The sequence below is a fragment of the Companilactobacillus bobalius genome, from assembly GCF_009764355.1.
The window spans coordinates 213,311-233,579 of sequence record NZ_LNUA01000032.1; the positions used below are offsets into that span (position 1 = coordinate 213,311).

Annotated in this window: 16 protein-coding genes and 7 pseudogenes; all 23 read left to right on the forward strand. The window is 35.5% G+C overall.

The genetic code is table 11. The features are described from left to right. Positions 1-5: 5 nt before the first annotated feature. Entirely contained in the window at positions 6-1,379 is a 1,374-nt protein-coding gene (gene murD, locus ATN92_RS08140) for a UDP-N-acetylmuramoyl-L-alanine--D-glutamate ligase (protein WP_056952043.1), read from the forward strand. Positions 1,380-1,388: 9 nt separating this feature from the next. Next, a pseudogene (murG, locus tag ATN92_RS08145) lies at positions 1,389-2,489 on the forward strand (undecaprenyldiphospho-muramoylpentapeptide beta-N-acetylglucosaminyltransferase). Between the two features lie 17 nt (positions 2,490-2,506). After that, positions 2,507-3,208: a cell division protein FtsQ/DivIB gene (locus ATN92_RS08150; RefSeq protein WP_056952045.1), complete on the forward strand. Its 702-nt coding sequence runs from the start codon at positions 2,507-2,509 to the stop codon at positions 3,206-3,208. Between the two features lie 76 nt (positions 3,209-3,284). After that, positions 3,285-4,646 (forward strand): annotated as a pseudogene (ftsA, locus tag ATN92_RS08155) (cell division protein FtsA). Positions 4,647-4,690: 44 nt separating this feature from the next. Continuing rightward, positions 4,691-5,944: pseudogene (locus ATN92_RS08160) on the forward strand (cell division protein FtsZ). Positions 5,945-5,958: 14 nt separating this feature from the next. Next, on the forward strand, positions 5,959-6,369 hold the full coding sequence (locus ATN92_RS08165; RefSeq protein ID WP_056952052.1) for a cell division protein SepF: 411 nt from the start codon (positions 5,959-5,961) through the stop codon (positions 6,367-6,369). A 16-nt stretch (positions 6,370-6,385) separates the two neighbouring features. After that, positions 6,386-6,727: a YggT family protein gene (locus tag ATN92_RS08170; RefSeq protein WP_158106660.1), complete on the forward strand. Its 342-nt coding sequence runs from the start codon at positions 6,386-6,388 to the stop codon at positions 6,725-6,727. Then, entirely contained in the window at positions 6,724-6,996 is a 273-nt protein-coding gene (locus tag ATN92_RS18760; protein ID WP_325063707.1) for a hypothetical protein, read from the forward strand. Before ATN92_RS08170 ends, ATN92_RS18760 begins: the two co-directional genes overlap by 4 nt. An 18-nt stretch (positions 6,997-7,014) precedes the next feature. Then, the gene (locus ATN92_RS18765) at positions 7,015-7,449 is read left to right on the forward strand and encodes a YlmH/Sll1252 family protein (RefSeq protein WP_267901955.1); all 435 of its coding nucleotides are present in this window, start codon (positions 7,015-7,017) and stop codon (positions 7,447-7,449) included. A gap of 15 nt (positions 7,450-7,464) precedes the next feature. Then, positions 7,465-8,202, forward strand: coding sequence for a DivIVA domain-containing protein (locus ATN92_RS08180; RefSeq protein WP_056952056.1), 738 nt, complete (start codon positions 7,465-7,467; stop codon positions 8,200-8,202). Between the two features lie 177 nt (positions 8,203-8,379). Next, entirely contained in the window at positions 8,380-11,157 is a 2,778-nt protein-coding gene (gene ileS / locus ATN92_RS08185) for an isoleucine--tRNA ligase (RefSeq protein ID WP_056952057.1), read from the forward strand. 12 nt (positions 11,158-11,169) lie between these two features. Then, the gene (locus tag ATN92_RS08190; RefSeq protein ID WP_054643638.1) at positions 11,170-11,385 is read left to right on the forward strand and encodes a cold-shock protein; all 216 of its coding nucleotides are present in this window, start codon (positions 11,170-11,172) and stop codon (positions 11,383-11,385) included. 39 nt (positions 11,386-11,424) lie between these two features. Then, positions 11,425-12,846: pseudogene (locus tag ATN92_RS08195) on the forward strand (MFS transporter). Between the two features lie 172 nt (positions 12,847-13,018). Next, positions 13,019-13,150, forward strand: a complete 132-nt coding sequence (locus tag ATN92_RS19050) for an NUDIX hydrolase (RefSeq protein WP_267901941.1) — start codon at positions 13,019-13,021, stop codon at positions 13,148-13,150. Between the two features lie 258 nt (positions 13,151-13,408). Next, positions 13,409-13,537: a hypothetical protein gene (locus tag ATN92_RS19055; protein WP_267901942.1), complete on the forward strand. Its 129-nt coding sequence runs from the start codon at positions 13,409-13,411 to the stop codon at positions 13,535-13,537. A gap of 169 nt (positions 13,538-13,706) precedes the next feature. Then, a pseudogene (locus ATN92_RS08200) lies at positions 13,707-14,396 on the forward strand (5'-methylthioadenosine/adenosylhomocysteine nucleosidase). A gap of 12 nt (positions 14,397-14,408) precedes the next feature. Beyond that, positions 14,409-15,557: pseudogene (locus tag ATN92_RS08205) on the forward strand (cysteine desulfurase family protein). A 54-nt stretch (positions 15,558-15,611) separates the two neighbouring features. Then, on the forward strand, positions 15,612-15,947 hold the full coding sequence (locus tag ATN92_RS08210; RefSeq protein ID WP_054643633.1) for a hypothetical protein: 336 nt from the start codon (positions 15,612-15,614) through the stop codon (positions 15,945-15,947). Positions 15,948-15,960: 13 nt separating this feature from the next. After that, positions 15,961-17,079: a tRNA 2-thiouridine(34) synthase MnmA gene (mnmA, locus tag ATN92_RS08215; RefSeq protein ID WP_158106661.1), complete on the forward strand. Its 1,119-nt coding sequence runs from the start codon at positions 15,961-15,963 to the stop codon at positions 17,077-17,079. 161 nt (positions 17,080-17,240) lie between these two features. Beyond that, positions 17,241-17,891 carry a histidine phosphatase family protein gene (locus tag ATN92_RS08220; protein ID WP_056952067.1) on the forward strand — a complete coding sequence of 217 codons (651 nt, stop codon included), beginning with the start codon at positions 17,241-17,243 and terminating at the stop codon, positions 17,889-17,891. Between the two features lie 8 nt (positions 17,892-17,899). Further along, complete coding sequence (locus ATN92_RS18770; protein ID WP_234032547.1) at positions 17,900-18,316, forward strand: tetratricopeptide repeat protein; 417 nt, start codon at positions 17,900-17,902, stop codon at positions 18,314-18,316. 9 nt (positions 18,317-18,325) lie between these two features. Continuing rightward, positions 18,326-18,562 carry a hypothetical protein gene (locus ATN92_RS18775; protein WP_234032548.1) on the forward strand — a complete coding sequence of 79 codons (237 nt, stop codon included), beginning with the start codon at positions 18,326-18,328 and terminating at the stop codon, positions 18,560-18,562. Continuing rightward, positions 18,555-20,261 (forward strand): annotated as a pseudogene (locus ATN92_RS18780) (AAA family ATPase). The gene ATN92_RS18775 and the pseudogene ATN92_RS18780 overlap by 8 nt, the downstream one beginning before the upstream one ends. The last annotated feature ends 8 nt before the right edge of the window (positions 20,262-20,269 follow it).

Genomic DNA, 20,269 nt, shown 5'->3' on the forward strand with positions numbered 1-20,269 from the left:
TAATAATGAAAACAAAAAGTAATTATTCAAATAAAAAAATCTTAGTTTTAGGCTTAGCCAAAAGTGGTTTTGCGGTTGCTAAACTTTTAAAAAAAATGGGTTCAGACGTAACAGTTGTTGACTCTAATCCGCTAGAAAAGAATACCGAAGCAAAGGCATTAATTGATGATGGGTTTAATGTTATTACAGGAAGTAATGATAAGAGTCTGATTGATGATTCTTATGATTACTTAGTAAAGAACCCTGGAATATTTTATTCAAATGAATTAGTTGAACGTGCTGAAGAATTGAACATTCCTGTTATTACAGAACCAGAAATAGCTTACAGTTATTCAGACGCTACAATGGTTGCTGTAACCGGTACTAATGGTAAAACTACCGTTACAACTTTAATTCAATTGATGTTGAAGCACTCACCTAAGTTTAAGAATTCATATTATGCTGGTAACATTGGTATTCCTATTTCTGATGTTATTCAAAAGGCTACCAAAGATGATGTTGTAGTAACTGAGTTATCAAGTTTCCAACTTCAAGGAACAATTAGCTTACGTCCACATGTAGCGGTATTAAATAATATTTATTCAACACATTTAGATTTTCACAAGAACCGTGCTAACTACATTAAGGCCAAGATGCATATTACTAAGAACCAAACTAAGGATGATTACTTTGTTGTTAATTGGAATACTGAGGAGTGGCGTAATTTAGCCGATCAATCAAATGCTACTATAGTGCCATTCTCAGATAACCAGGAACTTGCTAATGGTGCCTACGCTAAAGATGACGTCATCTATTGCAATGGCGAAAAGATTATGAATACTGATGAAATCCAAATTCCTGGAGAACATAACGTACAAAATGCTTTGGCTGCAATCAGCGTTGCTAAAATGTATGATGTTTCAAACGAAGATATTGTTGAAGTTCTATCATCATTTACTGGTGTCAAGCACAGAATACAATATGTCGATACTTTTGGTGGACATAAATTTTATAATGACTCTAAAGCAACAAATGTTGAAGCCACAATCGTCGCTTTAACAGCCTTTAAAAAACCTATCACTTTGATAGCCGGAGGACTTGATCGTGGTAATGGTTTTGATGAATTGATTCCTTCTCTTAAGGGAAAAGTTAATAATTTAGTAGTTTATGGTCAAACAGCCGATAAAGTTATTGCTTCTGCTGAAAAGGCTGATGTTTCTAATATTGTCAAAGTTAACGATCTTAAGGAAGCCGTTCCCGAAGCTTATAAGCAAAGTGATGATGGGGATGTAATCTTACTTTCACCAGCTGCCGCTAGTTGGGATCAATTTAAGACCTTCGAACAACGTGGAGACCAATTTATTCAAGAAGTTGAAACTTTAAAGGGAGAAGTTAAATAGATGACAAAAATGCGTATAATCGTATCCGGCGGTGGAACAGGTGGCCATATCTATCCGGCAATGGCTTTAATTAAACGCCTCAAGGAAAGAGACATGATTGAGGATGTTTTATACGTTGGAACAAAAAAGGGACTAGAGAGCAAGATAGTTAAGAATGCGGGAATCGATTTTAAAACAATTGAAATTCGTGGTTTCAAACGGAAATTAACGCTTGAAAATGTTAAAGTTGTTGAACTCTTCTTATCAAGCATTCGTAAGTCTAAAAAAATTATCAAAGAATTTAAACCTGATATCGTTGTAGGAACCGGTGGTTATGTTTCAAGTGCTATCGTATACGCAGCACATACCATGCATATTCCTACCGTTATACATGAGCAGAATACTATTGCTGGTGTAACGAACAAATTTCTAGCACATTTTGTTGATAAGATTGCCATTGCTTTTCCAGATGCAGTTGATCAATTCAGTGAAAAGAAGAAATTAGTGTTTGCTGGTAATCCTCGAGCCCAAGAAGTAGTCAATATTCAGAAGAATGATCGCTTGAAAGAATTTAATTTAGCAGCTGAAAAGAATTAAGTTATGATCTTTGGTGGCTCTAGAGGTGCTAAGCCAATTAACTTAGCAACAATAGCCGCAATGGATAAATTTGCAGCTGCCGATTATCAAGTTCTTTTTGTAACAGGACGTGTACATTATGACAATGTGGTCGAAAAAATCGATTCTAAGTACCTAATGAGTGCAAATATTTCAGTATTACCATATATTGATAATATGCCAGAAATTCTTCCTGACATTAATTTGATTGTTGGTCGTAGCGGTGCAACAAGTATTGCTGAAATTACTGCTTTAGGAATTCCTGCAATTTTTATTCCAAGTCCATCAGAAACGCATGATCATCAAACAAAAAATTTCCTTTCCGTTTCAAACCACGGTGCTGCTAAGTTGATTCCTGAATCAGATCTTACCCCAGATTCTCTTTTTAAAGAGATCAATGAGATTATGAGTAGTGAATCAATTCAAAAGGAAATGTCCGATAAGTCTAAAAAAATCGGTGTTCCTGATGCAGCTGATCGTTTGATCAAGATTTTAACTGACTTGGTAAATAAGTAGTATAAGGATTGATATTGATGGCATTAAAAAAAAGAATTAGGATAAGTAAAAATGGATTGATATTTTTAATAGTTTTTATCATAATTATTATTGCTTATTTTGGTTCGCCTTTGAGTAAAGTTAGAAACATTAATGTTGAAGGTGTTAATGATTTAGGCGCACAGCAGGTTATTGATGCAACTAAGATCGATGATAATTCAGTGCTGTTGAATCTATTGATACATCATAAATCAATTACAGAAAAAACTGAGAAGAAGTTACCATCAATTCAGTCGATGTCAATTAAGACAAGAAATATGCGGGATGTAACGATACATGTTAAAGAGTATCCAACGTTAGGATTCATCAATAAGAATGGCTATTATTACCGCATTATCAATAATGGTCATGTGATAAATCAAAAAATGAGTGCCCCGATTGGCAATTATCCAACATATAGTAATTTTGGGACTAAGCGCCTAAAGCAAATTGCTAATTTATATGCTGAATTACCAAGTAGTGTACAAACGAATATTTCAGAAATCTATAATTCTCCGACTAAGTTAAATCCATATAGGATTAAAATTGATATGAATGATGGCAATAAAGTTATTGCGGATATGAGAACAGTTAAAACTAAATTAAAATATTATCCAGGTATGGCTGCCCAAATGAAAAAGAAGGGCGTTATAGATTTGGAGATAGGAGCCTATTCTTATCCCTTTAAAGATAAGAAATAGGTTTAATCTAATCGTTTTTGTGTTAAAATTTTTTAGTGAATAGATTTTTTCTAGGTAAGGGAGGCTGCCACGATTAATGGACAATTCAGAGTTTTTTGTAGGTCTTGATATTGGTACAAATTCAGTAAAAGTAGTGGTTGCTGAATCGTCAGATGACAGATTAAGTGTTGTTGGCGTAGGAAGCGAACGATCACAAGGAGTTATCATTTTTGTCGATATATTTATCGACTTTATGTAAGAAGATATAAAACGGGCTGTTAAGCGGGCCGAAACACAAGCAAATATCACAATTCGTGACGTTGTAGTCGGTATATCGGCTAATATGTTACAGATTGAAAAATGTCAGGGAATGATAGCGGTTGGTTCCCAATCAAAAGAAATTACTGAAAATGATGTCAGACAAGTTATGTTGGTTGCAATGGTTCAAAACTTACCTAGTGAGCGAGAAGTGGTTTCTTTAATTCCTAAACAATTTTCTGTTGATGGGTTCAATAATATTCGTGATCCTCGCGGAATGATTGGTGTACGTTTGGAAATGACAGGAATCATATATACTGCACCGAAAACAATTGTACATAATACGAAAAAGGCCATCCAAAAGGCTGGTCTAAATATTATTCATAAAGTTATTTCTCCGATGGCGTTAAGTCAAGTTGTATTAAATGATGGTGAAAGTGACTTTGGAGCCGTAATTATCGATATGGGTGCCGGTCAGACGACTGCTTCAGTTGTTCATGATCATAATCTCAAATTGTCTACAGTTGATTTTGAAGGTGGAGATTATGTCACTCATGATATTTCGGTGGTTTTGAATACAACAGTAGAAAATGCTAATCAATTAAAACTTTACTATGGTAATGCTTCATCAGCTCAAGCATCAACTGAGGAGAATATCAGTGTTGAAGTGGTTGGTAAAAATGAGCCTGAGACAATTTCTGAAGAGTATTTGTCTGAAATTATTGAAGACGGTGCGTTTCACATTTTTACAGGCAATTACGCTCCATTAGAGGATGCTGGAGCCTTGTCACTTCCCGGTGGAATTGTATTGACCGGTGGAGTTGCTGCAACACCTAATGTTGAGGATCTAGCTCGAAAGATTTTTGATGTAAAAGTAAGAAGTTATGTCCCAACACAAATGGGTATGAGATATCCTTCATATTCATTGGGCTTAGGTTTAGTGACCTATGCTTCTAGGTTGAATGATATTGGCGTGATTGCTGATAATGTTGTTAATGGCGCAACTATTGGCCATAACACACCTCAACAACCACAACAAGTTCAGTCACAACAACCTGTTCAAGCCGCTGTTAGCTGGTGTTCCACTTTTGATATCACAAATGATGAAGAACCTAAAGCTACTGATGAAGAGACTTCTAAGCTCGATGAGACCAAGAAGACATCGAAGCTTAAGGACTTTTGGAGTAAGTTTTTTGATTAATAAAAATAAATTAAATACAATTTTAAACTAGGAGGAACTCCTTAATGGAATATACTTTAGACTCAACCAATAATAAGGGAGCGGTAATTAAGGTTATCGGTGTCGGTGGCGCTGGTGGTAATGCCGTAAATCGTATGGCCTTAAGTAAGCGAAAGCAATTTCAATTCATCACTGCAAATAATCCCTATGTATCAATGATTATCATTGTAAAAGAATCCTTTGAAAAATTGGAACCTAATGTGTTATCCTAATGGCAAATATCCAAAAAGGAGTTTGTAATGATGAGTATGCCTGTAGAGAGAATTAAAAATTATGAACATATGGGACTTGGACTGTTTATTCATTGGGGGCTTTATTCTCAAATGGAACAAGGAGAATGGACAGAATTCATCCATGACATTAATATCGCTAAAGAAAGTGGTGCTTTGACAGTCGGCGTTGTTACACGTCCATTTGCCTTTGAAGGTGCTAAACGTTCACGTTTTGCTGCCGACGGTATCACAGAACTTAAAAAAGATGTTGATACATTAGTTATCATTTCTAACAGTAAATTATTAGAGATCGTAGATAAGAAGACACCAATGGGTGAAGCATTTAGTATTGCTGATGATGTTTTACGTCAAGGTGTTCAAAGTATTTCTGCACTTTTTACCATGGCATCCTACGATAAGCATGATTTTTTGTATATTAAGGCCGTTATGTCTGATCAAGGCTCAGCTTTGATGGGTATCGGTACAGCTAACGGTGAAAACAGAATTACTGAAGCAACTAAGAAGGCTATTTCTTCACCATTACTTGAAGTTTCAATTGATGGTGCTAAACAAGTTCTTCTTAATATTACTGGTGGTCCTGATTTGTCATTGTTTGAAGCTCAAGATGCAGCACAAATTGTTTCCGAACAAGCTACCTCAGATGTTAATATTATCTTTGGTACTTCAATCGATGATACTTTGGGTGACCAAGTTAAGGTTACTGTAATTGCTACAGGCGTTGAAAGTGAAGATAAGAAGCGTGAACCAGCTAGACGTCCTTTAAATAATCCAAGAGCTGCTTTTAATAATAACCAAAATAAAGCAACTGATAATAATGCTGATGAACAACCAGCAAAGCCAAAGGAACAAGCTAATAACAATGATCCATTGGCCGCTTGGGATATTAATCGTGACGCATCTAAGTCAAAAGATGTTTCTGGTGAAAAGGGAGATTTTGAAATTTTCCAAAAGCCTGAAACTATCGATTTAAGCGATGATGACGATGATTCAACTCCTCCAATCTTTAAACGTCGTAACAATAAATAAAAGGAGATTTTCTTATGGCATTTGAAAAACTAAGCAGTTTTTTTGGAATTAATGACGATGAAGACTTTGAAGAGAAACCAGTCGAAACGCCTCAACCTAAAAAAAATTATTCAAACAATGAAAAGGTCGTATCAATGAGTGCAGCAAGTGAGAGTAGAAGTGCGGCGGTCAATAGTAAGATTGCTATTTATCAACCCAGAGTTTATTCTGACGCAAAGGTTATTGCTAAACAACTTTTGAATAATAAAGCTGTGATTGTTAATTTTAATAATGTCAATGATGAACAATCAAAGAGAATCGTAGATTTCTTAACTGGTACTATCTTTGCTTTAAATGGCGAGATTAAACGTGTTGGGGAAAAGATCTTTCTTTGCACACCACCGAAGTTTGAAATCGATGGAAGTATACCAGACATAAACGAATAGTAAGTCGAGGAAAGATATGGATCGAATTGTAAGTGGATTACCATTTATCATTAGTTGGGCGTTTGAATTGTACGAATTTATTTTATTCGTATATTGCTTGATGTCATTCGTACCAGCTCTATATAACTCTGCTTTTGGAAGATTTGTTGCTTCAATGGTAAATCCATTCTTAAATCTAATCAGAAGAGTCATACCAACAAGTATTGGCCTTTTTGATTTCTCTCCAATAATTGCCATAATATTAATACGATTATTGCAGAAAGTGATCTTTGTAACTTTGACTCTGTTTATAATAAAAAAAAGGACATGGGTGGTCTTGATTTTTATACTGAAGAAAATACTTAAATTGATAAAATGAGCGACCTTTTGCTGAAGGCTCAAACGATGTATACTCCACAATTGACGGATTTTTTAAATTTAAGAGAGCAAACAATTTTAAACAATCTGATTAATAAGTACGATGATTTATTTGTACATTATTTTGGTGGATATGATAATGCTGAAAGGGTCAGGGGAATAATTGCTCCTGACTATTTTGTACCTAAGGACTCGGATTATGATGTTTCTATGTACGAAATTCGTTATCCAGAGAAATTTGCTAATTTACATCTCGGTTTGCTTAAATAAACTTTTTTTAATTCATAAATTGATCGTGATCGTTTCGGTGATATTATTACAGACGGTGAGAACTGGCAATTTTTTGTTTTCAAGTCAATGAGTGATTATATTGAGGAACAAGTTAAAAAAATTGGTCCTTTCAAAGTACATTTGATGGAAAAAGATTTTCAGGATTTGTTGTTGCCAAGAGATGAATCAACGGATGAGACAATTAATGTTCAATCATTACGTTTGGACACAATCATTGCCACCGTTTACGATTTATCTAGACAAAATGCTAAAGCGTTGGTAGATCATGGAAAAGTTCAAATAAATTGGGCTGTTAATAAGAATGCTAGTTCATTTATTACAATAACTGATACACTTAGTGTAAGAGGTTTTGGTAGAATAAGAATTAACGACATTATGGGACGTTCAAAGAATAATAAATATATTTTGTTCGTAAATGTTATTAAGAAATAATAGGGGCGTGAAGTTATGGTATTGTCACCAGTAGAAATACATGATAAAGAATTTGATAGTAAATTTAGAGGCTATGACCGCGACCAAGTGAATGACTTTCTGAAACAAGCAGCTCAAGATTATAATTTGGCGTTACAAAAGAATGCTGAATTAGAGAAACAACTCAAAGATACTACTGACCAATTGAAATATTTCACTGATATGAAGGATGCTTTGAATCAATCCATTTTGGTAGCTCAAGAAGCAGCCGAAAAAGTGAAGTCTGAATCAGAGCAGGAAGCACAGATTATCGTAGAAGAGTCACAAAAAAAGGCTCGTGATTTACTAAATCAATCAACTGATAAGTCTAATCGGATTTTACAAGATGCGTCTGATCGCGCTCGTCAAGTTACGATTGAGACGGATAATTTGAAAAAATCAGTTAACTCATTCCGTCAAGGACTTCAAGGAATGCTTAAACAACAACTTGATATGGTTGAGAACCCTGAGTGGTCTAAGCTTAATGACAGTACATCTACTGAAAAGTTAAAACGAGAAATTGGTGATCAAGCCGATGGTACCGCTCAAGATTATCAACCTAATGTACAAAATAATGAAAATATGCAAGATCAGGTTTCAAACTCAGATCAAATGAATTATAATGATAATATTCAGGATGACCAACCAGATGAATCTTATACGATTAATCATCAACAAAATGAACCTACGTTCAATTTTCAAGATGACTCTGATGGTGATTCGAAGGAAAATTAAGAGAATAAGTGCTTAAAGTAAATTTTTTCAGCGAGCTAGCAAATGGTGTGAGGTTAGTAAAAGTCCTTTAGGTATATCGGCTCTTAAAAAACCGTATATTAATTTACCAATAGGTGGTATAGCGAGAACTCGTCCTAGAATTGGATGGGTTCTTTTTATTTTAGAAGGGGTGAAAGAATGCGAGTAAAAGATACTCTTAACTTAGGTAAAACTAAGTTCCCAATGCGTGGTAATTTGCCAAACAAGGAAGCTGAATGGCAAAAGGCTTGGGAAGAAAACAAACTTTATGAAAAGCGACAAAAATTAAACGAAGGTAAACCAACCTTTGAATTACTAGATGGACCTCCATTTGCTAATGGTGATATCCATATGGGACATTCACTAAATAAGGTTTCAAAGGATATTATCGTTCGTTACAAATCAATGGACGGATTCCGTTCACCTTATGTTCCTGGTTGGGATACTCATGGTCTTCCAATTGAACAACAAATGGCTAAAAAAGGTGTTAAGCGTAAGGAAATGAGCATGTCTGAATATCGTAAGTTGTGTTACGATTTTGCTCAAGGCGAAGTTAAGAAACAAATGGCTGGTTTCAAACGTTTAGGTATTTCAGCTGATTGGGATCATCCATATATTACTTATCAACCTGAATTTGAAAAGGCTGAACTAGAAATCTTTGGTGAAATGGTTGATAAAGGCTACATTTACCGTGGTAAGAAACCTGTTTACTGGTCACCATCATCTGAATCAACTCTAGCTGAAGCTGAAGTTGAATATAAAGATATCAAATCACCATCAATCTTTGTTGCTTTCAAAGTACGTGATGGTAAGGGTGTAGTTGACAGTGATGCTTCATTCATCATCTGGACAACAACTCCATGGACAATTCCATCTAACGAGGCTATTTGTGTAAATCCTAAATTCATTTATGCAGAAGTTAATGCTGATGGTAAGAAGTACGTCGTTGCTCAAGAAAGAATTCAATTCGTACAAGAACAACTAGGCTGGGAGAATGTTGAAATTCTTAAGACATTTAAAGGTGCTGAACTTGAAGGCTTAACAGCCACACATCCATTTTATGACCGTGAATCAGAATTAATTCTTGGATTCCACGTTACACTTGATGATGGTACTGGTTTAGTTCATACAGCTCCTGGATTTGGTGCTGATGACTTTGTTGTTGGTATGAAATACAAGTTGCCTGTCTTCTCACCAATCGATGCACAAGGCCGTTTCACAGATGAAGTACCAGAATATGAAGGTGTCTTCTACGATGACGCTAATAAGATGATTACTGAACGTATGAAGGAAAATGGTTCACTATTGAAACTTAGTTTCTTCACTCACAGTTATCCTCATGACTGGCGTACAAAGAAACCTGTTATCTTCCGTGCTACACCACAATGGTTTGCTTCAATTGATAAGTTTAGACAACAAATTCTTGATGAAATCGAAAAAATCGACTTCAAACCTGCATGGGGTAAAACACGTCTTTACAATATGATTCGTGACCGTGGTGATTGGGTAATCTCTAGACAACGTGCTTGGGGTGTTCCACTACCAATTTTCTATGCTGAAAATGGCGATCCAATCATGACTAAAGAAACTGTTGACCACGTGGCTGATTTAGTTGGTAAGTATGGTTCTAACGTTTGGTTTGAAAAGGATGCTAAGGACCTACTTCCAGAAGGTTATACTAATCCAGGTAGCCCAAATGGTAAGTTTACTAAGGAAACTGATATTTTGGATGTTTGGTTTGACTCTGGGACAGCTCATTCAGGTGTTGCTAAGACACGTGATAACTTAACATTCCCAGCTGACTTGATTCTTGAAGGTTCTGACCAATATCGTGGTTGGTTCAACTCGATGCTAGTTACTTCTATAGCTGCTTATGGTGTTGCACCATACAAGGCTGTTATGTCACAAGGTTTCACTTTGGACAAAAAAGGCGTTAAGATGAGTAAATCACTTGGAAATGTTATTTCACCAAGTGATATTGAAAGACAATTCGGTGCTGAAATTATCCGCCTTTGGGTTGCTTCAGTTGACTCAAGTTCTGATGTTTCTGTTTCAGTTGATTCATTTAAACAAGTTTCTGAAACATACCGTAAGATCAGAAATACTATCAGATTCATGTTAGCTAACACAACTGACTTTGATCCAAAGACTAATGCTGTTGCATATAGTGATCTTCGTCCAGAAGATAAATATATCAAGGTTAAGTTGAATGACTTAGTTAAGAATGTTTTGGCAGATTATGACAAATATGATTTTGCTGATGTTGAGAAATCAATTGTTAGTTTTATCGTTAATGAAATGTCAACATTCTACTTAGACTTTGCCAAGGATGTTGTTTATATTGATGCCGAAGATTCACATGCTCGTCGTTCAATGCAAACTGTTATCTATGATGTAGTTGTTAAATTAGCTAAGATGTTGACACCAATCTTGCCACATACTATGGAACAAGTTTGGGAGTATCTTAAAGAACCAGAGGATTATGTTCAATTAGCAGAAATGCCAGAAGTTGAAGATATCCCCGATCAAACCGAAATTGAAAGTGATTGGACAACATTTATGGACTTTAGAGACAACGTCTTGAAGTCACTAGAAGTTGCTCGTGCTGACAAGATGATTGGTAAATCACTTGAAGCTAAGGTAACTGTTCATCCAAGTGCTGACTTAAAGGCCGTTCTTGATAAGATTGATAGTAACTTTGGTCAACTATTGATTGTTTCTCAATTTGAACTTTCAGATCAAGAATTAGCAAATGCTGATGAGTATGAACTTGCTGATGTCTTAGTTGAAAAAGCTCAAGGAGACGTTTGTCAAAGATGTCGTATGATCAAGACTGACGTTGGTAGTGATAGTAATTATCCAACATTCTGTGCTAGATGTGCTAAGATTGTTGCTGAAGAGTATCCAGAAACAAAGACTGAGGGCTTTGATGATTAGGAATGGTGACTAATGTTCACAGGAAAAATAGTAAGGTTCAATAAGGACCGTGGTTTTGGCTTTATAAATAATGGAGAAGAAGATATTTTCTTCTTTGCAGACTCAATTCTTAACCGTGAGGACTTTTATATTGAAAAAGGTCTCGATGTTACTTTTGAGATTGCACCTGGTTATAAAGGGCCACAAGCTGTTAATATTAATATTAAAAAAGAAGAAAGCGCTGAATAGTGCTTTCTTTTTCTTTGAAAAGAAAATAGGAGAAGAAATATGGACGAGCAAGCAAATCCAAGAAGATGGATGATTTTGATCTCGGTTGGTATTTTTACTTTAATGGCAACGCTTGACGGTTCGATAGTGAATATAGCCTTGCCAGTCATCAGTAAGAATTTGAATATTGAAATGAATATGGCTGAGTGGATCGTTTCTATTTACCTAGTCTTTAGATGTATTTTTTTATTGATGTTTGGAAAAATAGCTGACTCAATCGGTAAAATAAAAGTATTTAAAATCGGTTCGGTAATGTTCATTATTGGTTCTATCGTTTGTGGATTGAGCAATAATCTAGTGATGTTGTTAGTAGGTAGAGTAGTCCAAGCTATTGGTGCTTCAATGGCCATGGCTACCAATAATGGTATTATTACTGAAACCTTTCCATTGCGAGAGCGTGGTTATGCTCTAGGTTACATTGGTTCATTTGTTTCTATCGGTGCAATTGCCGGACCGGGAATCGGTGGTTTGATCCTGGGTCATTTCCACTGGAGTTACATTTTTTGGATCAATATTCCAATTGGTTTAGTGGCGTTGATTCTAGGCTATATTAATTTGCCTAAGTCTGAAAAAACTAATCCGGTTAAATTTGATAAAACTGGCTTTGCAGCATATTTTGTAACATTGTTACTGTTCTTTGGAGCTATCTTTATTGGTCAATCGATTGGGTTCACCAATCCTTATATTATCGTTGCCTTTATAGCTGCAATAATTTTCTTTGGAATCTTCTTAATGATTGAGAAAAAAGTCGCCAATCCGATGATTGAATTAAGAATTTTTAGTAACCACAATTTTACGTTAGGGCTAGTAGCAGGATTCTTTATATTTTGACATAGTTGCATCATGAACGGGATATCGCCATTTTATTTGGAGAATGCTTTAGGTATTGCTGCTTCAACAGCAGGTTATATCTTGATGGCTTTTCCACTAGTACAGGTTGTAGTTGCGCCTATTTCTGGTAAAATATCAGCAAAGGTTAATCCAATTGTCTTAACGATTGTTGGTTTAGTCGTGATTGAATTGGCTCAATTAGGATATTTAGTTTTTAGTCTGAAAACAGAGATCTGGTTTATCTTATTGTGTATTGGGTTAAATGGCTTGGGTAATGGTTTGTTCCAAGCACCAAATAATACAATGATCATGAGTTCAGTTGAAACTAAAGATTTAGGAATTGCTGGCGGTTTGAATGCCTTATCACGTAATTTAGGTATGATAATCGGAGTTTCAGTTTCTACGACAGTTCTATTTTTATCGATGAGTAAATTCTATGGTAGGTCAGTCACTACTTACGTTGAAGGCAGACCTGATATTTTTATTGACGGGATGCGTGTTACAATGTCATTTGCAGTAGTTATTTGCTTAATTGCAATTGTGATGTCAGTCGTAAGATTAATAAAGTCAGGAAGGTCAAGTAATGAGTAAAGAAGATTCAAGATATTATGAAGAGATTGTTGCTAAGAAGAGAATGTTCGGAGGCAAGATTTTTGACGTTGATGTAGAGCAAGTTGTTTTGCCATTTTTGTGTTAAGCCTAGTCTACTTTTTTGCAAGAATAGTTACAGGGATGTTATTATCTCGTTCTGTAGGTTGGTAAGATGGTCTTTGTCAGACAGTGGCGTACACCTTTAGAACAAGAAACTTTAGAAATTCCTGCCGGTAAAATTGATGAGGACGAGGGTAGCGACTTGAAACTTCTTGCCCTACGATTGGTTCAATTTTCATTGTGATTTGTCCAATTCTAGTAACAACAGTGCATAACATTGCTAATTGGAGTTGGTTAAAGTACTTTGATTTCTTCAGTGTTGCAATGAAGATTAGTTTAGGATTGATTCCTAATAATCAGTTGTGGAATTACATTTCACTTAAATGTAGAGGAATTAACTTTAGCTGAAGCTAAAGAACAAATTGCCAAAGGAGTTATTTGTGATTCCAAATCAATCTACGCAGTTACTTACTGGGAATTAATGGAAGCAAAGGAAAAATAAATGTTTTCTAAATTGAAAGATTTTTATCATTCAAAGACTAAATCGGCTGATCAACCGCAGACAGTAGTACGTGCTGATCAGATTGAACAACAACAAGAAAAGATGCGTATGCAAGAACGACGAAATTGAAAACAAGAGTATGCAAGACAACTTACAGGGCAAATTATCGAAGAAAAAATGCAATCTTTTGATAATAAGACAAATCGTTTGAAAAAAAAGCTAAATATTGCCATTATTACAGTATTCGGCCTAATTATCTTAGTGTTTTTAATATTATTTTTTATTTGAGGAGTAAAGTATGAAAATTGGCGTAATCGTTCCAATGGAAGAAGAAATCAAATTAATGAAAGAATCTTTAACTGATGTTAAAAAAGATTCTGTAGCTGGAGTAGATATTACGATCGGTAATTATAAAGATCATCAAGTTTATCTAGCTCAAAGTGGAATTGGTAAAGAACAATTATGTTTAAGTATTAATAAATATAATTAATTCTGTTGGGGAGATTTTATTGTTAATACAGGTTCAGCTGGTGGTATCGGTGAAGGTTTACATATCGGTGATGTTGTTATTTCAGACAAAATGGCTTATCACGATGTTGATGCAACTGGTTTTGGTTATAAAGTTGGTCAATTACCTCAACAGGAGCTTTACTTTAATGCAGATAAGACTTATGTTGAAAAAATTGCAGCTGCTGCTAAGAGAACTGGCTTAACATCACGTGTTGGTTTGATCGTAACAGGAGACCAATTTATTGACGCAGCTGAAAAAATTGCTACAATTAAAAAGTCATTCCCAGATGCTTTAGCATCTGAAATGGAAGGTGCAGCTGTGGCTCAAGTCTGTACACAATTCAAGACACCGTTCGTTGTTATTCGTTCAATGAGTGATGTTGGTGACGAAAGTGCTAGTGTAAACTTTGACGAATTTGTTTTACAAGCCGGACGCAAATCAGTAACAATGTTGCTGAACTTTTTAGACCAAGAATAGAGGGGATTTATTGTGGCATTTGTTTATTTAGATAATGCTGCTACGACACCAATGGCTACATCTGTAGTCGATGTGATCAGCGACCAAATGGCAAACAATTTTGGTAATGCTTCTGCTACCAATTATGAGTATGTTCAAACGGGTGACTTTGTAGCAGAAAATTAAATTTTTGAATCTTAAAATAACAATGCAAAAGATTCAGAAGTAGTCTTTACAAGTGGTGGTACCGAAAGTGATAATACGGCTGTCATTGAAACAGCTTTATCTAGACAAAAATTAGGAAAACATATTATAACAACAGCGATTGAACACGAAGCTATCTTGAAACCATTAGCCTACTTGGAATCACTTGGCTTTGAAGTTACTTATCTTAAACCTAATGAACGTGGCGAAGTCACTGTTCAACAAGTTAAAGATGCCTTACGTGACGATACTATTTTAGTAACGATTATGTATGGTAATAATGAAGTAGGTTCAATGAATCCTATTAAAGAAATTGGTGAATTATTAAAAGATCATCAAGCCTTTTTCCATACGGATGCTGTGCAGGCTTATGGCATGGAAGATATTGATGTCAAAGCTGAACATATTGATATGCTTTCAACATCAGCACATAAAATCAATGGTCCTAAGTTTATCGGCTTTTTATATATTAATGACGATATTCATATTCCATCTTTTGTTAAAGGTGGCGATCAAGAAACTAAACGCCGTGCAGGAACGGAAAATGAGCCTGCTATCGCTGGTTTCGCTAAGGCAGTTCAATTGATTACTCCTGATGAAAAGAAAGCTCGTCAGACACGTTATTTTGGTTTCAAACAGAAGATTCAAGAAATTTTAAAGGAAAACAACATTCCTTTTGGAATCAATGGACCTACTGACAGTCATGCTTTGAATCATGTAATGAACTTGTATTTGCCCGGTGTTGATCGTGGAGTCTTGTTGACTCGCTTGGATCTTGAAGGGTTTGCTATTTCTGGTGGTTCTGCATGTACAGCCGGTAGTTTGGAACCTTCACATGTCTTAGTAGCAATGTTTGGCGAGGATAGTCCTAAGATCAATGATTCAGTACGAATCAGTTTTGGTAAGGACAATACTGAAGCTGAAATTGTTAAATTTACAAATAAGTTAGTAGATATCGTTTCCGACTTGACTAATTAATTAATTTTATTCAAACTTATAATTAATAATGATTATTTATAAGGGATGATAAATATGGATAAAAAACAAGCTCAAGTACTTGGAGATCAAGAGATTTATGAATTGAGTTCTGAGGTTAAACGTTATTCACTAATGGATAGTGGTTTTAAAGAAACTAACAAAGGTGGTTTCCGTTTGGAACATCCACTTAATGGAACTTCTCCATATGCAGCTAGATTTTTTGTTAAAGCTGTTGTTAGTAAAGATTTAGATAGTTTGAAGCTATCAATTACCGATAAAAGCGGTATGCACAATATTAATATCTTCAAATTGAAGGATTCCGAAGAAGAAATCAAAGATTATAGATATTTAATGGACTTTTTGAAAGAAAAAAACGTATTAGCAAAATAAATGAGGTTTTAAAATGGATAATAAGAAGAAGCGTGTTGTAGTAGGTATGAGTGGTGGCGTTGACTCGTCAGTTAGTGCACTTCTTTTGAAACAACAAGGCTACGAGGTTATCGGAGTATTTATGAAGAACTGGGATGACTCAGATGACTCCGGTGTATGTACTGCAACTGAGGATTATGAAGATGTTGCTAAGGTTGCCAACAAGATTGGTATTCCTTACTACTCAGTTAATTTTGAGAAGGAATACTGGGACCGTGTTTTCCAATATTTCTTAGCAGAGTATCGTAAGGGTAGAACTCCTAATCCTGACGTTATGTGTAACAAAGAGGTTAAGTTCAAGGCTTTCTTGGATTATGCCAACAAACTAAATGCTGACTATATTGCAATGGGTCACTATGCTCAATCATTCCGCGATGACAATGGCGTTGTTCATTTGTTACGTGGTGGTGATGCTAACAAGGATCAAACTTACTTCCTAAGTACTGTTCAACAAGATCAACTTCAAAAGGCTTTGTTCCCAATTGGTGGTATGCAAAAGTCAGAGGTTCGTCGTATTGCTGAAGAGGCTGGTTTGTCTACAGCTAAGAAGAAGGACTCAACTGGTGTATGTTTCATCGGTGAGAGAAACTTCCGTAAGTTCTTGAGTGAGTTCTTGCCTGCACAACCTGGTAAGATGTTGACACCTGCTGGAGAGATTAAGGGGGATCATGCTGGTTTGATGTATTACACAATCGGTCAAAGATCAGGTCTTGGTATTGGTGGTAACGGTAAGTCTAACGAGCCTTGGTTCGTTGTTGGTAAGGATATGAAGAAGAATGTTCTTTATGTTGACCAAGGATATGATAATCCTAGATTATATGCTGATCATCTAGAGGCTTCAGATCTTTCATTTATCACAGGCTTAGATTATGGCGATACTTTCCATGCCACAGCTAAGTTCAGATATCGTCAACAGGATACTGGCGTTACAGTTTATGGGTTAAATCGTGGTAAGGTTAATGTTGAGTTCGATAATCCAGTTCGTGCTATCACACCGGGACAAGAAGTTGTCTTCTATGATGGCGAGGAGTGCCTTGGTGGTGCTACTATCGATGCTGCTTACATGGCTGCAAAGAAGTTACAATACATTTAATGATAAAAAATAGACATCTGTTAGAGGTTGTATACACATGAATAATATGTGTGCATCTTTAATAGGTGTTTTTTATTTTCTGTAAAAATTGGGCTTAACTTGAAAAAAGATACTAAAAAATCCATAATTGTAATTAATTAACTTTGTAAGGTGAGAGAAAAATGGAATTGTATTTTGTCAGACATGGAAAGACCCAATGGAATTTAGAGGGAAAATATCAGGGTGGACATGGGGATTCACCTTTGTTGTCAGAAAGCTTGCATGATATTGGTTTGTTAGCTAAACGTCTGGAAGATGTGGAAATTGATCATATGTATTCAAGTCCACTTCCACGTGCTAAAACAACAGCTGAAACTTTGATTAAAGATTTACATCGTGACGTTGACTTGACCATTGTTGATGATTTACGAGAATTTGACTTAGGTATTATGGAAGGTCGTAAGTTTTCAGAGTTAGAACGTGAGATGCCAGAAGTTATTTATGCTTTTAGACATCAACCTAAAGACTATGATTATGATTTGATTCGTGGGGAATCTTTTGAAGAGGTGGCTCAAAGAACCACCGGCGCTGTACAAAGAATTGTTGAGGCTAACCACGAAAAAGGTAGTGTTGTGATTGTTAGTCACGGTGCTGCATTAGTTACGATGATTCAGTCATTATTAGGAACAAATGTTGACGATATTAGAAAAGATGGTGGATTGTCAAATACAAGTTTGACCCATTTACAATATAAAGATGGCCAATATAATTTGGTCGAATGGAATGAAACAGGATACTTACATAAGAAACTAGAGAGTTCCGATACGATTTGAGGTATTAGATGGATAAAAAAGCAGAAAAATTATTTAACGATGGCAATAAACAAGAAGCAATTAAATTACTAGTTGCTGATTTGAATAAGAATCCTAAACAATTGTCAGAAATTTTACAATTATCAACTTATTTAGTGCAATCTGAAGACTTGGAGCAGGCTGAAGAACTCTTAGCTCGCTCCTTAGAAATGTTTAAGGATAATCAAGATTTACTTTATAATTTGGGAAATGTTTATTACTTGGCCGATAAGTATGATAAAGCTAATCAGATTTTTCAAAATTTGATTGATGATAACTATGCTTTTGAAGCTTATTTTATGATGGCTAAAACGCTGGATCAGCAAGGGAAACGTCAATTAGCAATTATGTATGCTTTGACAGCTGCTGAAAAAGCTCCCAAAGATTTACAAGCTAATGAATTATAATTTTTATTAATGCTCGCTAACGGTAATTTTGAAGAGGCCTTAGGTTTTTACAAGACAGCTAATGAAATCCAGCCAGAGGCTAAGCATTACTTTAATATGGCATTGTGTGCGATGAATCTTAAGCAAGACTATCAAAATTATTTAAATGAGTCTAAAAAGCTAGATCAGGACTATTATTTGAAACACGAAAAGAAATTAGCCGATTTACAAGAATTTATCAAACAACAAGGAGAGAAGAATGACTGAAAGTGATAAGCAGTATTTTGTCGGTACCGTTAAAGCCATTTTCTTCGAGAACCCTGAGAATTTATTCAAAATTTTTACGATTAAGATTAAAAAGACCAATACAGATTGGGATGCTAATGATATTGTCGTAACTGGTAGTTTTGGTGAGATTTCAGAGGAAGAGGAATATCGTTTTGAAGGCAATATGGTTGACCATCCAAAATACGGTAAATCCCTAATTGGTGGGGAATCATTAAGACAACGTCCCAGCGGACGTAAAGAACTGATTAGTTTCTTCTCTAGCGATGAATTTCCCGGTATTGGTAAAAAGAAGGCTGAGAAGATTGTTGATGAACTAGGGGAGAATGCAATAGATAAAATTTTGCAGGATCCTCACGCTCTAGATTTTTTGAAGCTAGGTGAAGAAAAAACTAATAACATTGTTGAACAGATTTCTAAGAACCATTTGACGGAACAAGTTTTGTACCAATTGAATAACTATGGCTTTGGTACTACTTTGAGTGCTCGTATTTTTCAAAAATATGGTGCTCAGACATTGGATAAGATTACAGAAGATCCATATCAATTAGTTTTAGACGTTAAGGGTGTCGGGTTTAAACGTGCTGATGAATTGGCTAAACGTTTGGGTATTACAGGCGATGATCCTCGAAGAATTAAGGGTGCATTGATACAAATGGTTAGTTTGATTATCAATGAAACCGGTGATACTTTTGTGTCTCAAGATGACCTGATCAAACGAGCAAGTGGTGTTTTGAATGCTAATTCGACTCCAGACTTGAACAAAAAATTATTGTCAGGGTTGAAAAAATTAGTCAATGATGGAGCGCTGGCAGTTGAGGATGGACATGTTTACGAAAAGAGTCTATCTGACAGTGAATGGTCAATTGCTCAATCACTCAAAATGATTACTGATACTTTCAAGGGTGTGGAATGGACTAAGCACGAATTCAAAAAAGAATTGAAGCACGTGGAGAAGACTTTTAAAGTTCAATATGATGAATCACAGGAAAAGGCTATTGAACAGTCGTTGACTCATTCAATTTTTCTCTTAACTGGTGGTCCTGGAACTGGTAAAACTACTATCATTAATGCCATTGTGTCGTCTTATGCCAAATTAAATGATGCAACACTTGATCCTAGTTCAGAGGATTACGCAATTGCTTTAGCTGCGCCAACGGGGCAAGAATATTTTGGCACGGGTGTATTTTAATAATTATGGGAGTTGTAGGAATTCCTAAGTTATATCAAAATTATCATTCAGCACCGTATTACAATTCCGCTAATAAAACGATGATATCACCTGATCATTGATGAGATGTCTATGGTTGATACAAAACTTTTTAGAACGCTGATCAATGCAGTTCAACCGGGAACACAAGTTGTTCTGGTAGGGGATAAGGATCAGTTGCCATCAGTAGGACCAGGACAGGTCTTTTCAGATTTGATCAATAGTGATGCTTTCCCAACAACAATTTTGAATGAAATTCACCGTCAAGATGAGGATTCAACTATTATCCAATTGGCACATGATATCAATGAAGGTATTATTGATGACCAGTTAAAGAATATTAAACGCGATCGAAGTTTTATTAATTGCAATAGTCGTAATGTTCCCGAAGTTTTGTCCCAAATTATCAGTAAATCTGGGGACCGTGGCTTTGATATTGCTGATGTTCAATTTTTGTTTCCAATGTACTAAGGTGCTTA

Excerpts from the sequence above, each read along its gene's own strand:
- murD (WP_056952043.1), top strand. The coding sequence starts at position 6 with ATGAAAACAAAAAGTAATTATTCAAATAAAAAAATCTTAGTTTTAGGC.
- ATN92_RS08150 (WP_056952045.1), top strand. The coding sequence starts at position 2,507 with ATGGCATTAAAAAAAAGAATTAGGATAAGTAAAAATGGATTGATATTT.
- ATN92_RS08165 (WP_056952052.1), top strand. The coding sequence starts at position 5,959 with ATGGCATTTGAAAAACTAAGCAGTTTTTTTGGAATTAATGACGATGAA.
- ATN92_RS08170 (WP_158106660.1), top strand. The coding sequence starts at position 6,386 with ATGGATCGAATTGTAAGTGGATTACCATTTATCATTAGTTGGGCGTTT.
- ATN92_RS18760 (WP_325063707.1), top strand. The coding sequence starts at position 6,724 with ATGAGCGACCTTTTGCTGAAGGCTCAAACGATGTATACTCCACAATTG.
- ATN92_RS08180 (WP_056952056.1), top strand. The coding sequence starts at position 7,465 with ATGGTATTGTCACCAGTAGAAATACATGATAAAGAATTTGATAGTAAA.
- ileS (WP_056952057.1), top strand. The coding sequence starts at position 8,380 with ATGCGAGTAAAAGATACTCTTAACTTAGGTAAAACTAAGTTCCCAATG.
- ATN92_RS08190 (WP_054643638.1), top strand. The coding sequence starts at position 11,170 with ATGTTCACAGGAAAAATAGTAAGGTTCAATAAGGACCGTGGTTTTGGC.
- ATN92_RS19050 (WP_267901941.1), top strand. The coding sequence starts at position 13,019 with ATGGTCTTTGTCAGACAGTGGCGTACACCTTTAGAACAAGAAACTTTA.
- ATN92_RS19055 (WP_267901942.1), top strand. The coding sequence starts at position 13,409 with ATGTTTTCTAAATTGAAAGATTTTTATCATTCAAAGACTAAATCGGCT.
- ATN92_RS08210 (WP_054643633.1), top strand. The coding sequence starts at position 15,612 with ATGGATAAAAAACAAGCTCAAGTACTTGGAGATCAAGAGATTTATGAA.
- mnmA (WP_158106661.1), top strand. The coding sequence starts at position 15,961 with ATGGATAATAAGAAGAAGCGTGTTGTAGTAGGTATGAGTGGTGGCGTT.
- ATN92_RS08220 (WP_056952067.1), top strand. The coding sequence starts at position 17,241 with ATGGAATTGTATTTTGTCAGACATGGAAAGACCCAATGGAATTTAGAG.
- ATN92_RS18770 (WP_234032547.1), top strand. The coding sequence starts at position 17,900 with ATGGATAAAAAAGCAGAAAAATTATTTAACGATGGCAATAAACAAGAA.
- ATN92_RS18775 (WP_234032548.1), top strand. The coding sequence starts at position 18,326 with ATGCTCGCTAACGGTAATTTTGAAGAGGCCTTAGGTTTTTACAAGACA.